Origin of the sequence: Bradyrhizobium sp. SZCCHNS3052 (genome assembly GCF_032484495.1) — a bacterium.
Classification (GTDB): Bacteria; Pseudomonadota; Alphaproteobacteria; order Rhizobiales; family Xanthobacteraceae; genus Bradyrhizobium.
The window spans coordinates 616228-631792 of the sequence record NZ_JAUETB010000002.1 but is presented as its reverse complement, the minus strand read 5'-3'; the positions used below and the strand labels follow the sequence as shown (position 1 = coordinate 631792).

Here is a 15565-nt window from a genome sequence, read left to right as displayed (position 1 = left end):
CCCTGCGAACGCAGGGACCCATACTCCGCGGCGGTTGTCGTGAAACAAGACTGGTCCGACATCCCGCACAACAGCATCTCCCTGTGGCTATGGGTCCCTGCGTTCGCAGGGACGACAGCGGAGGGCTGGGCGACGGCTTCGCGTCATGGCGGGGACGACGCTCTCGCCGCCGTCATTCCGGGGCGCGCGTGAGCGCGAGCCCGGAATCCATAGCCACGACTCGCAGTTGGTGGAGCAATACGCCGAAACGGCCCGTCGCCACCACAACCGCTCGTGGTTATGGATTCCGGGCTCATTCGCGTGCCGCGAATGCCCCGGAATGACGGCGGAGATGATGGCTGGCTGTTGTCGTGCGGCGCTAGCCGCCCGATCAGCTTGCCTTCACGCTCACGATGAACGCATCCACCTCGCGCTTCAGCGTCTCGGCCTGTTGCGACAGCTCGCCGGCGGCGTCGCGGGCCTCAGAGGCGAGGCGGCCGGTTTCGGCTGAGGTGGAGCTGATCTGGGCGATGTGGTTGGAGACGTCGAGGGTGCCGCGGGCGGCTTCCTGGACGCTCCGGGAGATGTCCTGGGTGGCGTTGCGCTGCTGCGAGGTGTCGACCTCGATGCCGGACATGATGGCGCTGATCTCGCTGAGCGTGGTCGAGATGCCGTCGATGGCGCCGCGGGTCTCGGCGGTGATGCCCTGGATGCTGGCGACGTGGGCGGAGATCTCGTCGGTCGCCTTGCTGGTCTGGTTGGCGAGGTTCTTCACCTCCGACGCGACGACCGAAAAGCCTCGGCCGGCCTCGCCGGCGCGGGCGGCCTCGATGGTGGCGTTCAGCGCCAGCAAATTGGTCTGCGAGGCGATCGCCTGCACGAGCTGGACCACGGCGCCGATCTTCTCGGCGGCGTCCGACAGCGCGTGGATGGTGTTCTTGCTCTTCTCGGCCTGCGAGGCCGCGCCCTCGGCGCGCTGGGTGGCGTCGGAGACGCGGCGGCTGATGGTGCCGATCGAGCTCGTCATCTCCTCGGTCGAGCCGGCCACGGTCTGGACGCTGCGATTGGCGTGGTTGGCGGCGGCCTCGACCGCATTCGCCTTGGCCGAGGTGTCGTTGGCGGCGCGCGACAGGGTCTCGGCATTGCTCTTCAGCCGGATGGCCGAGGACGCCACGCTGCTGACGACGCTGGCGACGAGGTCGTTGAAGGAATGGATGCGGCCGTCGAGAAAGCGCGAGCGCTCGCCCTGGCGCTGCGCCTCCTGCAGCTCGCGCGCGGTGAGGCGCTGGCGCTCGATGCCGTTGGTCTTGAACACCTCGAGCGCGCCGGCGAGCTGGCCGATCTCGTTGCTGAGGCCGAGGCCGGGAATCGACGTGTCGTATTTCTGGTCGGCGACGTCGCGCATGGCCGAGACCATCGCGGCGAGCGGGCGCAGGATGCCGTTCTGCACGGCGGCATAGGTCATCAGGCAGACGGCGCTGGCGAACACGGCGATGGCCGCGCAGGCCATCAGGAAGTAGGAGAACGCCGACTGCGCCTGGTGATAGATCAGCATCGCATGATCACGGGCGGGACCGCTGAGATTGGCGAAGTCCGACGACAGGCTGGTGATCTGGTTGTTGAGATAGAGCACCGCGATGAAGCCGGTGCCGCCGCCGATCGCCAACAGCATGAGGAGAGAGGCGACGACGCCTCCCACGAGGAAGCGGATCGTCAGATTGCTGTTGGAGAACATCGGCTTTGCCCGGGTACGTCAGACGGAATGTCAACGCACACTTCCAGACAAAGGTAAAATAAGCTGAAAGCGCGGGTAGGTGCGGAGCACGGGAAAGCACGGGGGTTTTGCGGATCGACGGCGCGTTCTCATTTGCTGCGCACGCTTCTTACTCGCGACAGCCGGCCTTCGCACCACGCGCGCTTTCAACCCGCCTCTCTCCGTCGTCATGGCCGGGCTTGACCCGGCCATCCACGTCGTCCGGCACTCTGGGATCCACGCGGATGCCCGGGTCAAGCCCGGGCATGACGGAGTAACTAACTGGCAGGGGATCGTGGCGTTAGCGGATCATCACGTCGCCGGCGGCTGCTCGGCCATCAGCGCGGCGAGCCGCGCCTCCTCCTCGGCCGTCAGCTTCGGCGTGGCCTCCGGGCCGCGCTGGCCGCGACGGCGGACCTGCCACCACAGCGCCAGCCCGCCGCCGAGCAGCAGCACCGGCGGCAGCAGCCACAGCAGGAGGGTCTGGCGCTCGAACCGCGGCTTCAGCAGCACGAACTGGCCGTAGCGCGCGACCAGGAAGTCCAGCACCTGATTGTCACTGTCACCGGCGGCGAGGCGCTCGCGCACCAGCAGGCGCAGGTCGCGCGCCAGCGGCGCATCGGAATCGTCGATCGACTGGTTCTGGCAGACCATGCAGCGCAGCTCGCGCGACAGCGCGCGGGCGCGCTGCTCCTTGGCGGTGTCCGACATGACCTCGTCGGGCTGCACGGCATGCGCGACCGGTGCGGCAAGCAGCAGCAGCGCGAGCGCGAGGAAGCCGAGACTGCGTCGCATCCGCCCTACTCCGCCGGCTGCAGCGCGCGCGCGGCGCGCGCCGGCCGCGGGGCGCCGACGCGCAGGCGCCGGTCGGACAGCGACAGCAGGCCGCCGAACGCCATCAGCACCGGACCGAACCAGATCAAGAGCACCAGCGGCTTGTGATAGATGCGCACGGCGAGGCCGCCGTCGGCGGTGGCATCGCCGAGCGAGACGTAGAGCTGGCTGACGCCGCGGGTCATCAGCGCGGCTTCCGTCGTCGACATGCCGCGGGTGGCGAAGCTGCGCTTGCTCGGCGTCAGGACGCTGAGCTGCCTGCCGTCCTCGCTGATGACGAAGGTGCTGACGACCTCGCTGAAATTCGGGCCCTGGCGCTGGCTCATGCCGTCGAACTTGATCTGGTAGCCGGCGAGATTGCGGACGTCGCCCGGACGCAGCGTACTGATCAGCTCGCTGTTCCAGGTGGTCTCGCAGACGATGCCGAGCAGCGCTATGCCGAGGCCGGCATGCGCGAACGCCGTGCCCCACACCGAGCGCGGCAGGCCGGCCGTCCGGTGCAGCGCGGTCCTGAACGGCACGCGGGCCACGCCGCTGCGCTCGACCAGATCGACGACCGAGCCGGTGATGACGAACACGCCGAGACCGATGCCGAGCGGCGCCAGCGCGCTGCCGCCGCGCGCCCAGGCCCAGACGATCGCGATCGTCACCAGCGCCGTGACGCCGGCCGCGAGCAGCCGTTGGGTCGCCGCGACGAGGTCGCCGCGCTTCCACGCCAGCATCGGGCCGAACGGCACCATCAGCAGCAACAGCGCGAACAAGGGGCCGAAGGTGATGTTGTAGAACGGCGCGCCGACCGAGAGCTTGAAGTCGAGCGCCTCCATGATCACCGGATAGAGCGTGCCGAACAGCACGGTGGCGCAGGACACGGTGAGCAGCAGATTGTTCAAGACCAGCGCGCCCTCGCGCGAGATCGGCGCGAACAGGCCGCCCTGCTTCAGCGCGGTGGCGCGGCCGGCGAACAGCGTCAGGCTGCCGCCGATGAACAGCACGAGGATGCCGAGGATGAACACGCCGCGCGTCGGATCGCTGGCGAAGGCGTGCACCGAGGTGATGACGCCGGAGCGCACCAGGAAGGTGCCGAGCAGGGACAGCGAGAAGGTCAGGATCGACAGCAGGATGGTCCAGACCTTGAGCGCGTTGCGCTTCTCCATGACGACAGCGGAGTGCAACAGCGCGGTGCCGGCGAGCCAGGGCATCAGCGAGGCGTTCTCGACCGGGTCCCAGAACCACCAGCCGCCCCAGCCGAGCTCGTAATAGGCCCAGTACGAGCCCATGGCGATGCCGAGCGTCAGGAAGATCCAGGCCATCAGGGTCCACGGCCGCACCCAGCGCGCCCAGGCGGCATCGATGCGGCCTTCGAGCAGGGCTGCGATTGCGAACGAGAACGAGATCGAGAAGCCGACATAGCCGAGATAGAGCATCGGCGGATGCACGGCGAGGCCGATGTCCTGCAGCACCGGATTGAGATCGCGGCCCTCGATCGGCGGGTTGGCGAGCCGCGCGAACGGATTCGATGTGGTCAGGATGAACAGATAGAACGCGGTCGCCACCCAGGCCTGCACCGCGAGCACGCGGGCGCGCAAGGACAGCGGCAGGTTGTTGCCGAAGGCCGCGACCATGGCGCCGAACAGCGCCAGGATCGACACCCACAGCAGCATCGAGCCTTCGTGGTTGCCCCACACGCCGGTGATCTTGTAGAGCAGCGGCTTCATCGAGTGCGAGTTCTCGAACACGTTGGCGACGGAGAAATCCGAGGTCACGTGCAACGTGATCAGCGCGATGAAGGAGAGACCGGCGAACAGCAATTGCGCCAGCGCGGCCGAGCGGCCGACATTCATCAGGGCGACGTCACGCTGATACGCGCCGAGCATCGGCACGGTGGACTGAATCAGCGCCAGCGCAAGCGCCAGCACCAGGGCGTAATGTCCGCTCTCTGCAATCACTGCGTCGCTCCTGCCGCGCTCTTGTCAGTGCCCTCGCGCATCGACACCGGGCCCGGTTTGGCGCCGCCTTTCGGCTTGCCGTAATCGTCCTTCCAATGGCCCTGCTTCTTCAGGGCATCGGCGACTTCCTTCGGCATGTAGGTCTCGTCGTGCTTGGCGAGCACGGTGTCGGCCTTGAACACGCCGTCGGCATCGAGCGCGCCCTCGGCGACGACGCCCTGCCCTTCGCGGAACAGATCCGGCAGGATGCCCTTGTAGGCGACCGGCAGCTTGGCGCCGCCATCGGCGACCTCGAAGCTGACGGCGAGATCGTCGCCGCGCTTCAGCGAGCCCGGCTGCACCAGGCCGCCGAGCCGGAAGCGCTTGCCCGGGCCGATATGCTTCTCCGCGACCATGGTCGGGGTCGAGAAGAACACGATGGAGTCGCGCAGCGCGTTGAGCACCAGCCCTGCGGCGACCGCGAGCACGAACAGCGCCCCGCCGATGATCGTCAAACGCCTCTGCTTGCGTGTCATCCCTTGATCCCGTTGGCGGCGGAAGCGCCGCTCATCCATCCAAGCCGAAAGTCTTCACGCCCTCGTTGAGCTGCCGCAACCGCTCGGCATCGCCGGACACCGCCTGCCGCGCATCCGACAACGCCCCCTTGGCCTTGTCGAGATCGCCCATCACGACATAGGCGCGCACCAGGCGCAGCCAGCCCTCGACGTCGTCGCCATTCTGCTTCAGCCGCGCCGCCAGCCGGTCGACCATGCCGCGGATTATCGTCTCGCGGTCACCGTCGCTCATGCTCTTGGCCGCGGCCACCGCCTCGCTCGGCAGCGCCGGCACCTCTCCGCCGCCGACCCGGCCGAGCGCCGCCGTCACCAGCGGCCGCCACGGCGCATCCGCCGGCGCCTTGCCCAGCATCGCCCGCCAGATGTTGGCCGCATCGTCCTTGCGGCCGTCCTGCTCGGCGGCGAGACCGAGATAGTAGTTCGACTTCGGCTCGTCGGCCTCGAGCGCATGGGCGCGCTCGAACTCCGCCTTGGCCTCGGCGGTAACGACGCCGCCAGCGGCGGCCGTGATCATCTCGCCGAGATCGGCGCGCTTGGCCGCGCCGTCGCCAGCATAGGTGATCATGTTGCGATAGGCCCGAATCGCGTCATCGGTGCGGCCGAGCCGCGCCAGCACCGGGGCGAGCACGGTCCAGCCGCGGCCGTCGGTCGGGTTCTTCTGCAGGTGCTGCTCGACCTGCGCCACCAGCGTTTCCAGCGGCTGCGTCCCGTTGGGCGGCGCCGCGCGTGCGGTGAGCGGGAAATCCGGCAGTTGCGGCGAGCCGAGCGGCAGGTAGACCGCGAGCGCCACGATCGGCACGCCGATCAGCGCCAGCACGGCCGCCGCGCGGCGCAGGCCGAGGCTCGGTTTCCCCGCGGCCTCGCCCTCCTGGTCCGCGGCAGCCAGAAGGCGGCGGCCGATCTCGACCCGTGCGGCTTCCGCCTCGACCTTGCCGATCAGCCCGGTTTCGACGTCGCGCTCGATCTCGGCCAGCTGATCCTTGTAGACGACGACCTCGCGACCGCCAGACGCGGCCCGCGCGCCCAGGCCGAGCGGCAGCAGGACGGCGAAGATCGCCGCGGCCGTCATCACGGCGAACACGAACCAGAGAGTCATCGGACAGAGTTCCAGTCAGCGCCCACCGGCAGGCGCGCCTCGCGCCGCTTTTAACCAGCACCGTTCCCGGCGGCAATTCACATTTGCCGCCGTGGTAGCGCAGCCGTCCGCGCCAAAAAACTCAGGAGGATTACGTAATTAGGGGACCTCGAACTCAGCGCTCTTGGCGAGATAGCTGCCGTGCCCGTTCAGGGCCATAAGGAAATAGGTGCCCGGCCGGACATGGTCGGTGAGCCTGATCCGCAGCGACCCGACCGGGACCGGAGAGGCGATGGTGGTGACGGGATCGGGAAGTGGCGCCCCGCTCGTCTTGTCGACGAGCACGACCTTGGCCTTGATCATGAGGTTGCGATAGGTCGCGCGGACGACGCGGTTCTCGACCTCGACGAAGTTGATGACGGAAATCATGGTCTTGATGAAAATGGATGGAACTTGGCGGAACCTATGCGTGGCCCCGGGGCGAGGTCAACCTGAAATTGCAAAATCAAAAACGTCGACAGACTAGCAGAAAATCTCAACCGGCGCGCGAGGATTTTCGCTCGCCGTTCATCGCGTTCTCGGCCGACCTGCTCATCAATTGGGCGTAGTCGTTGCCGAACAGGACGTGACAGAAGCGAATCGCCGCCGACACCTGCGACTGCCGATAGGCGCGCGCCCGCGCGTCGCCCGAGCGCAGCGACTGCACCAGCGCTTCGGTGGCCTTCTCGACATATTGCTGCAGATCGGAATAGGTCCGCAGCGTCACCTCGTTGATCGCGAGCTCGCTGGCATAGTTGCGGCAGACGGCGACGAACTCGATCAGTGCCGCCACCTCCTCGACCTCGCTGCCATCGACGCCGGCGCCGGCCGGAATGTCCTTGTCGGCGCGCTGGCGCAGGATGCGGCGGACGCGGCCAGGCACGCTGTCGATCTCCGATTGCAGGGCATTGGAGATGTCGGCGCGGATCGCGGTGAGCTGCTTGCCCCAGTTCGAATCCGAGCGCAGGTCGAGCTCGGTGCGCAGGCCGCGAACGCCGTCATGCAGCGTCTTCAGCGTATCGCCGAGATCGGAGAAATGACCGCGCCGGATGTCGGCGCGCAGCACCGAGGCGAGACCGGCGAGATCGTTGAGCGCGATGGTGACGGCGACGCCGAACGGGGTCGCGGCGACCCTGATCTCGTCGTCGGAGGCGGCGATCTTGGTGGCGAGACGGATGATCTGCCAGGGCGCGGCGAGCCGCTGCATCACCAGCGACAGTGCGAACGGCAGCATCGAGGGCGTCTGCAGCGACGGCACGTTGATGGCTTCGGTGACGGAGGCAATCTGCGAATCGCCGAGCACGCGGATGATGCCGGGCAGCCGGCCGTTGAGGCCGTCGAGCGCCTCGCGGTTCTGCAGCACCAGCGCGATCGGCAGCAGATCCTCGATCACGCTGGGGGCGCCGATGCGGGCCAGCGCGCGCTGGCGGTCGCCGGTCGCGTTGGGGCCGACGAGGTTCATCAGCGCCTCGGCGGCGGCGCGCTGCAGCTTGCGTGCGGTCATCTCGACCTCGCGCGAACTGTCGCCGGAGACCGACATCGCGGCCTCGAATTCGGCGTAGCGCTCCGGCGCGCCTTCGCGACCGAGCCACTGCCAGACCGGCAGCAGCGAGGCACGGCGGATCTGGCCGGGACGGAGAGGACCGGTGGAATCGGTGAGGAACGGGTCGAGCGGCCGGAACAGCCGACGCGGGCCATCGCCGCTCTGGCGGCGCTCGTCGCGGCCTTGCGGACGGGCGACCTCGATGGCGGGTTGGGGCCGCGCCGGGTCGGCTGCTGGAGCGGGAGCCGCCGGCGCGACGGGCCGCACCACCTTGCGCAGCTGCTCGAGCACCAGGGTCGCCACGGCGACGTCCTGGCCGCGCTCGATGGCGCGCTCGAATTCGCGCATCAGGAGCGACTGCGCGTTCGGCGGCAGCTGCCCGAGATATTCCCTTAACCGCTCGTGAGCTGTCTGACCCATGCGCCGGCGTGCAAATTTCCACGGCGAGAGCGCACATCGCGCACCCCTGCCCGAACCATAGCGTCCGCGGTATTAAGAACACCTTTAGGATGGCGAAATTCGCCGCCCCGTCAAACGCCGGGAAGTCTCAGCTCCGCCCGCAGTCCCCCGGTCGGGGCATCGCCCAGGGTCAGGCGGCCGCCATAGAGCGCAGCCAGATCGGTGACGATCGACAGCCCGAGCCCCGATCCCGGCTTGGATTCGTCCAACCGCTGGCCGCGCCGCAGCACCTGGGCGCGCTCGGCCGCCGAGAGGCCGCGGCCATCGTCATCGACCACGATCCGCAGCATCGGCGAGGCCCCGGACTGGGCCGGCGGCTCCACGGTGAGCTCGACCGAGACCCGCGAAGCCGCCCATTTGCAGGCATTGTCGACCAGATTGCCGACCATCTCCTCGAGATCCTGGCGCTCGCCGCGAAACCGCGCGGCGGGATCGGCGGTCGCCTCGACCACGATGCTGCGGTCGCGGTAGATCTTTTCCATGGTGCGGCGCAGCGCCTCGATGGCCGGCGCCACCTCCGTCACGGTGGACACGATGGTGACGCGCGCGGCGATCCGCGCCCGCTCGAGGTGGTGAGCGACCTGGTCGCGCATGACGTCCGCCTGCTCCATCACCTTGGCCGCGAACGGGTCCGCCGCATGGGTCGCCGCTTCGTTCACGATGACCGAGAGCGGCGTCTTGATGGCATGGGCGAGATTGCCGACATGCGTGCGCGCCCGCTCGACGATCTCGCGATTGGCGTCGATCAGGGCATTGGTCTCGCGGGCCAGCGGCGCGATCTCCACCGGAAACTCCCCTTCCAGCCGCTCGGCGCGCCCCGACCGGATGTCGGCGATCGATTCGGAGATGCGTTTCAGCGGCGCGAGGCCATAGCGGACCTGGAAGATGGTCGTGAGCAGCAGCACGATCCCGAGCGCGGTGAAGGTGCCGCCGAGGTAGTAGTCGAAGCTGCGGGTCTCGTCGAAGATCTCCGAGGCATCGCCGGCGACGCTGACCAGGAACTTGCCGTCGGAGCCGAGATCCACCGGACGCTCGACCATGCGCAGGTCCTGGTTCTCCGGCCCTTCGACATATCCGATCCGGATCCCGGCCGCCGTCAGCTCGATCCCCTGCTCCTCCAGCTTGGGCAGCTTCTTGTCCCACAGCGAGCGCGAGGCCCGTACCTCCGGCTTCTCGGCGTCGGTACGGGTGATCTGCCAGTACCAGCCGGACAGCGGCAGCTCGAACAGCGGCTCGCCCAAGGACTGGAATTGGCGGTCCGGCGGATCGTCGGGGGTGGCGACCTCGGCGATCAGGGTGCGGAGATAGAGGTTGAGCCGGCGATCGAAGGCGCGCTCGGTCGCATTGCGATACACCGAGGACAGCACGATGCCGGTGATGGCGAGAATGACCACGAGCCACGCGGTCGCGGACAGGAACAACCGGGTGGCAAGTGAACTCTGGCGCATGACCGCAAACTAGCGAAACGGCCGGCGCCCGGCCACCTCGAATGGCTGGCTCCGGAAACGGATCAGGCGCCTGCGGCCGGCGGCGGGGTCAGCAGGTAGCCGAGGCCGCGCACGGTCTGGATGACGTCGCAGTCGAGCTTCTTCCTGATGCGGCCGACGAACACCTCGATGGTGTTCGAGTCGCGGTCGAAGTCCTGGTCGTAGAGATGCTCGACCAGCTCGCTGCGCGAGACGACGCGGCCGGAATGATGCATCAGATAGGACAGCAGGCGGTATTCGTGTGAGGTCATCTTGACGGGGTTGCCCGACACGCTGACCTTGCCAGTGCGGGTGTCGAGGGTGACCGGCCCGCAGGTCAGCTCGCTCTGGGCGTGGCCGGCCGAGCGGCGCAGCAGCGCGCGGATGCGCGCCAGAACCTCTTCCAGGTGGAAGGGCTTGGCCACGTAGTCGTCGGCACCGGCGTCGAAGCCCTGGACCTTGTCGCTCCAGCGGTCGCGCGCGGTGAGAATCAAGACCGGCATCGCCCGGCCATTGCGCCGCCACGCCTCCAGCACCGAAATGCCGTCCATCTTGGGCAGGCCGATGTCCAGCACGACAGCGTCGTAGGGCTCGCTGTCGCCCAGATAGTGCCCTTCCTCCCCATCGAACGCACGGTCCACGACGTAGCCGGCGTCGCTCAGGGCCGTGGTGAGCTGACGGTTGAGATCCGGATCGTCCTCGACAACGAGCAGACGCACGCTTGCCTCCAAAGCTGAACTGCACGATTTCCGCCCTCAAGATGAACCGGAAGGCCGTGAACCGTGCATGAACGGAACCCGAGCGACCAGGTTACTTTTTGGTCATCTCGATCGGGACCGCCGGCAGGGGCCGACAGAATTGGGGCGGATATAAGCTCTGAAAGACGGGCATGAGAAGACCCGCCGCACGGATGGCGGGGCTCGAACGCGGATCTGAGGGACGCGGACGGACGTTACCCGGCCACGCAATGGAGCGGATCGAACGGTCCTCGCGTCAGGTGCGGAAGAACACGAACCAGATCAGGCCAAGGACGAGCAGCGCCAGTCCGGTGGAGATGGCCAGGATCGCCAGGACGGACGGTCCAGGCTCGCCCTGCCGCGCTTCGGTGGGGGTCTCGACGATCTGCGTCGGTCGTCTGGCTGCCATGGTGCCCTCAGCTCACTGTTATTCGCATTCCGAGCGGTGAAGCGCTCTGTCACGCACTCCCGTTGGCAACGTCGGCAGCCAGATGATGTTCCGGGCGGCGCCCCCTGCGACGGGTTAACGCCGATCCGAGAATCTGCCGGCCAGCTTGTTGAATCCGCAGCCTCGGGTGTTATCCTCGCGGCTGCCGCGAGAACGACGCCCGCAGCAGTCCGGTTCGGAGCAAGCCGTTAGTTCGGAGTTAAGTGGAGTAGGTCATGGCCCCGCGCGCCAATTGGAAGGGTTTTCTGCGCCTGTCGCTCGTGACCTGTCCGGTCGCGCTCTATCCGGCGACGTCGGAGTCCGAGAAGGTCTCCTTCAACCAGATCAACCGCAAGACCGGCCACCGCATCAAATACAGCAGGGTCGATGCCGAGACCGGCGAGGAAGTCGCCAATGACGACATCGTCAAGGGCTACAAGGTCGACACCGACACCTACATCGAGGTCACCAAGGACGAGCTCGAGGACATCGCGCTGGAATCGACGCACACGATCGAGATCGACGAGTTCGTGCCGCGCACCGACATCGACAGCCGCTATCTGATCCGTCCCTATTATCTCGTCCCCGACGGCAAGGTCGGCCACGACGCCTTCGCGGTCATTCGCGAGACCATCCGCAGCATGGACAAGGTCGCGATCGGCCGGGTCGTGCTCACCAATCGCGAGCACATCATCGCGCTGGAGCCGCTCGGCAAGGGCCTGACGGGAACGCTGCTGCGCTACCCTTACGAGGTGCGCAACGAGGAAGAATATTTCGACGACATCCAGGATGTGAAGATCACCAGCGACATGCTGGATCTCGCCAAGCACATCGTCGAGAAGAAATCTGCCGACTTCCAGCCGGAGAACTTCGAGGATCACTACGAGGCCGCGCTGATCGAGCTCATCAACAAGAAGCGCAGCGGCGTGACCATCGCCGCCAAGGCTGCACCGAAGTCGAGCGGCAACGTCATCAACCTGATGGACGCCCTGAAGCGCAGCCTTGCCAGCGAGGGTGACAAGGCGCCCGCCGCTGTCGCCCCCGCGCCGAAGGCCAAGGCCAAGAAGCCGAAGAAGCGCGTCGAAGGCCAGCGCGAGATGCTGCTGCCGATCAGCGGCAAGAAGGCCAAGGACGAGCCGAAGAAGGCCGAGGAGCCGAAGAAGTCGGAGAAGCCGGCACGAACCACTGCACGCTCACGCAAGGCCAGTTGAGGCGTCGATACGGCGAACGACCTCCGAAGCTTCGCGCGGCGCACGGGTCCTGTGCATAACGGTCGCTCGACCGCGACTCCCTCGAGTTCCAGCTGTTGCCGTGGGCACGCCATCGCGCGTGGTGTTGCGGGTCATCCACCAAGGACACCGCATCGATCGCCCGCCCCAATTGGTGGAAAAAATATCTGCCTTGGTCAGGTAAGTCGGTCCTGCGATGGTGATCCGGCGATCAGGCGCGGATTTGTGATCGTTTCGACATCACTTCGATGCTTGCGGAATGATCACGTCGCACCTAGCTCTGCGGCGCGGGATGGTGATCCGGGCGTAAGCTTCCTGATGGAAGGTTGATGTGCCTGATCGGTCGGGACGACGCTGGCGAAGTCGTCCCAGCCGCACGACGCGGCGTATCAGGGGGATGTGGATGTTTCAGCACGATGCGGACCAACGCCGGGCGCAGTACGCCTAGCGATGGCACGGGTTCAGCTGTCCGAGCTTTCCGCTTTCGCAGCCGTCGCGGATTCGTTGAGCTTCACCAAGGCGGCCGCTCATCTCGGCTGCTCCTTGCCGACCATCAGCCAGACCATCAAGAGCCTCGAGGAGCGGCTGGACGTCAGGCTGTTCAACCGGACGACGCGCAGCGTGGCCCTCACCGAGGCCGGCGAGCGCCTGCTGGCGGAGATCCAGCCGATTCTCGAACGGGTCGACCAGGCCATCGAGAGCATCAACGCGTTCCGCGACAAGCCGATGGGCACCCTGCGCCTGACCGTATCCCGTGTGTTCGCCGTGAGAGGGCTCGGGCCCCTGATCAGGTCATTCCTGGCCGAATACCCGGACATCCATATCGAACTGGCTGTCGACGACACCAACAGTGACATCGTGCGCAATCGCTTTGATGCCGGCATCAGATCCGGCCACCGGGTGGAGCGCGACATGAAGGTCATCCGCGTCTTCGACGAGTGCAGCTTCGTTGCGGTTGCCGCCCCCGGCTATCTCGCGGCGCATCCCGCGCCGGCCGTGCCCGAGGATCTCCAGGCCCATAATTGCATCCGACATCGGGTCCCTGCCGACGATACGCTGCAGCCCTGGATCTTCGAAAAGGGCGGCGAGCGCACCGAGATTGCCGTGGACGGCTCCCTTATCGTCAACGACTTCGATCTGGCGCTGAATGCCGCGCTCGACGGCATCGGCGTCGCGTATCTCGTCGAGCCGATGATCGAGTCGCATCTGGCCGACGGACGGCTAATGCGGCTGCTGCCCGGCTGGCGCTATGCGACGCCCGGACTGTTCCTGTACCATCCGAGCCGCCGGCAACCGCCGATGCCGCTGCAGGTCTTTCTCGACTTCGTCAAGCGCTGGCGCAGCGGCGTCACGCTCGAAGCAATGTCGCGCGCGGCGGATTACGACGCACGCGGGTTGGTAGCAGCGACGTCACATCGAACGTCGATTCACGTCGAGCCCAACCGTCGCTGAGATCGCGTTGCGAGGCTGGAGAGGTCAATCGCGCGTCGGCAGCGGCGCTGCGAACGCGCCATGATGTGCGCAGCTTGCGATGTGCACCGGGATTGTTCGGGATTCCCATCTAACCTATTCACGATTATCACCATTAACAAATCGACACCGCGAGGCCAAAACGCGGCGTGACTGCGTCGATGCTGGTGCGTGCGAGCAGCGTGTTAACGACGATCGAGTGGGCTTCGAACAAAGCAGAGCGCATTCATCAAATTGAAATTGGCTCATGCACACTTCATTCAACCATTCCGCCGGCCGCGCTGATCGAGCCGTCGTCGGAATCAGAGGTGTGGGAGCGGCAATCTGGCGAAGCCAGAGGCGACACGCGGGGGGCCGTGTGCATCGCCGTCAACCGGAGAAACGGGAAATGAAGACGTTGAGGGGCCTGCTACTCGGAACGGGAGCAGTGATATTGTCCGCCGCGGCGGCGCAGGCTGCGGATCTTCCACTGAAGGCCAAAGCCGTCGAATATGTGAAGGTGTGCTCGCTGTACGGCACGGGCTTCTACTACATTCCCGGTACCGACACCTGCATCAAGCTCGGCGGCTATCTGCGCGCCGAGACCGCGCTGTGGACCAACAGCAACTATGGTGGCGCCTATTCAGGCCAGGCCGGCGCCGATAACCGCCTGAGCAACCGCTATCAGACCCGTTCGCGCCAGGATCTGAACATCGATACGCGCACCGCGACCGAATATGGCGTGGTGCGTACCTATTTCGAGACCGTGCTGAACTGGACCTCGGGCTCCTATGGCGGTGCGGGCGCCGGCGCGACGTCCTACACCGGCGACGCCATCTCGGGCGGCATCGTCGGCGTCTACTACGCCTTCATCCAGTTCGCCGGATTCACGATGGGCAAGGCCGTGTCGACCTTCGACGCGCCCTGGACCAACTATCCTGGCAACAATTTCGACGGCCTGGTCGGCGGCAGCGGCTCCAACAACGGCGTCAACCAGTTCACCTACACCGCCGATTTCGGCCAGGGCATCACCGCCGCGGTCTCGCTGGAAGACCAGACGCAGTTCTTCACCACCAACATCTGGAACACCTCGGGCATCACCGCGGCCGGCGTGCTCGGCGGCAATTATGGCTCGAGCAGCTTCGGCGGGACGGTGTCTCCCGACATCATCGGCATGGTTCGCGTCGACCAGGCGTGGGGCATCTTCCAGGCGTCGTTCGCCGCGCATGACAATCATGCCGCCTATTACGGCGCGTCCGAGACCTCGGGTCATCCCTCCGACAAGTGGGGCTGGGCCGCGCAACTGGCGCTGTCGATCAAGAACATCCCGACCGGTCCGGGCGACGTCGTCAACCTGCAGGCGGTCTACACCGACGGCGCGAGCCGCTACAACTTCCAGAGCCTCGCCAACACGACCTATTCGATGTACGGCAGCACGGGCGTAGCCGGCGCCTATCAGAGCATCGGCTTCGCCGGCGTCGGCGACGCGGTGTTCGGCACCGGCACGGGCCTGTCGACCGTGCAGACCTGGGGCATGCGCGGCGCCTTCACCCACAATTGGGATCCGCGCTGGAATACGGCGCTGTACGGCGCCTATGCCCAGGTGCGCTATGGCCAGACGGGATCGAGCCTCATCTGTGCCGGCATCGCCGCCACCGGGATGCTGACCGCGGGCTCGACCTGCAATCCCGACTTCAATCTCGGACAGATCGGCCTCATCACCCGATGGACGCCGGTCAAGGGCCTCACCTTCTCGGCCGACGTGACCTACAGCCACCTCGACCAGAAATACTCGGGCACGGCGATTGCTCCGGCCGTGACGAGCACGGCGAAGCCGGCCGCGATCTACCAGCTCAAGGACCAGGACACGGTGAGCATGCTGCTGCGCGCCCAGCGCAACTTTTGAAGCTGGGCTGTTGAACCTCTGACTGCTCGACGAGCTTCCGGCGATGCCCCCGCCGGAAGCTTCGTTCGTGGAGACAGGCGGCGCGTCGCGAGGGATGGGGCGAAATGCGGCAGGCGTCGTGCGGATCACGACGCCTGTGACTTGTCTGACGGCGATGATCGCGCGGCGG

General features: G+C 66.6%; 14 protein-coding genes. 4 read left to right on the top strand and 10 right to left on the bottom strand.

What is annotated here, in order from left to right:
- Positions 1-370: 370 nt before the first annotated feature.
- From QX073_RS11080 to QX073_RS11035, 10 genes are all read right to left on the bottom strand, one after another.
- Positions 371-1714, bottom strand: coding sequence for a HAMP domain-containing methyl-accepting chemotaxis protein (locus QX073_RS11080; protein WP_315716150.1), 1344 nt, complete (start codon positions 1712-1714; stop codon positions 371-373).
- A gap of 330 nt (positions 1715-2044) precedes the next feature.
- Positions 2045-2527, bottom strand: coding sequence for a cytochrome c-type biogenesis protein (locus tag QX073_RS11075; protein ID WP_316225747.1), 483 nt, complete (start codon positions 2525-2527; stop codon positions 2045-2047).
- Between the two features lie 5 nt (positions 2528-2532).
- Positions 2533-4512, bottom strand: a complete 1980-nt coding sequence (locus tag QX073_RS11070; protein WP_316225746.1) for a heme lyase CcmF/NrfE family subunit — start codon at positions 4510-4512, stop codon at positions 2533-2535.
- Positions 4509-5027 (bottom strand): cytochrome c maturation protein CcmE, encoded by a 519-nt coding sequence (ccmE, locus tag QX073_RS11065; RefSeq protein WP_315753052.1) that lies wholly within the window; start codon positions 5025-5027, stop codon positions 4509-4511. Before ccmE ends, QX073_RS11070 begins: the two co-directional genes overlap by 4 nt.
- 31 nt (positions 5028-5058) lie before the next feature.
- The gene (ccmI, locus tag QX073_RS11060; protein WP_316225745.1) at positions 5059-6162 is read right to left on the bottom strand and encodes a c-type cytochrome biogenesis protein CcmI; all 1104 of its coding nucleotides are present in this window, start codon (positions 6160-6162) and stop codon (positions 5059-5061) included.
- 138 nt (positions 6163-6300) lie between these two features.
- Positions 6301-6570 carry a hypothetical protein gene (locus QX073_RS11055; protein WP_315716145.1) on the bottom strand — a complete coding sequence of 90 codons (270 nt, stop codon included), beginning with the start codon at positions 6568-6570 and terminating at the stop codon, positions 6301-6303.
- A gap of 106 nt (positions 6571-6676) precedes the next feature.
- A complete protein-coding gene (locus QX073_RS11050; RefSeq protein WP_316225744.1) occupies positions 6677-8143 on the bottom strand; it encodes a hypothetical protein in 1467 nt (488 codons plus the stop codon).
- Positions 8144-8253: 110 nt separating this feature from the next.
- Positions 8254-9630: a sensor histidine kinase gene (locus tag QX073_RS11045; RefSeq protein ID WP_315716143.1), complete on the bottom strand. Its 1377-nt coding sequence runs from the start codon at positions 9628-9630 to the stop codon at positions 8254-8256.
- Positions 9631-9692: 62 nt separating this feature from the next.
- Positions 9693-10367, bottom strand: a complete 675-nt coding sequence (locus QX073_RS11040; protein ID WP_006614547.1) for a response regulator transcription factor — start codon at positions 10365-10367, stop codon at positions 9693-9695.
- Positions 10368-10641: 274 nt separating this feature from the next.
- Positions 10642-10794 carry a hypothetical protein gene (locus tag QX073_RS11035; RefSeq protein WP_315756472.1) on the bottom strand — a complete coding sequence of 51 codons (153 nt, stop codon included), beginning with the start codon at positions 10792-10794 and terminating at the stop codon, positions 10642-10644.
- Positions 10795-11048: 254 nt separating this feature from the next.
- Here QX073_RS11035 and QX073_RS11030 point away from each other — a divergent pair, with 254 nt between their 5' ends.
- The 4 genes from QX073_RS11030 to QX073_RS11015 all read left to right on the top strand — a co-directional run bounded on the left by QX073_RS11030 (position 11049) and on the right by QX073_RS11015 (position 15396).
- Complete coding sequence (locus tag QX073_RS11030; RefSeq protein ID WP_316225743.1) at positions 11049-12023, top strand: Ku protein; 975 nt, start codon at positions 11049-11051, stop codon at positions 12021-12023.
- A gap of 468 nt (positions 12024-12491) precedes the next feature.
- Positions 12492-13493: a LysR family transcriptional regulator gene (locus tag QX073_RS11025; protein WP_316171138.1), complete on the top strand. Its 1002-nt coding sequence runs from the start codon at positions 12492-12494 to the stop codon at positions 13491-13493.
- 179 nt (positions 13494-13672) lie between these two features.
- A complete protein-coding gene (locus QX073_RS11020; protein WP_316175908.1) occupies positions 13673-13903 on the top strand; it encodes a hypothetical protein in 231 nt (76 codons plus the stop codon).
- Positions 13900-15396 carry a porin gene (locus QX073_RS11015; protein ID WP_315753059.1) on the top strand — a complete coding sequence of 499 codons (1497 nt, stop codon included), beginning with the start codon at positions 13900-13902 and terminating at the stop codon, positions 15394-15396. Before QX073_RS11020 ends, QX073_RS11015 begins: the two co-directional genes overlap by 4 nt.
- Positions 15397-15565: the final 169 nt, after the last annotated feature.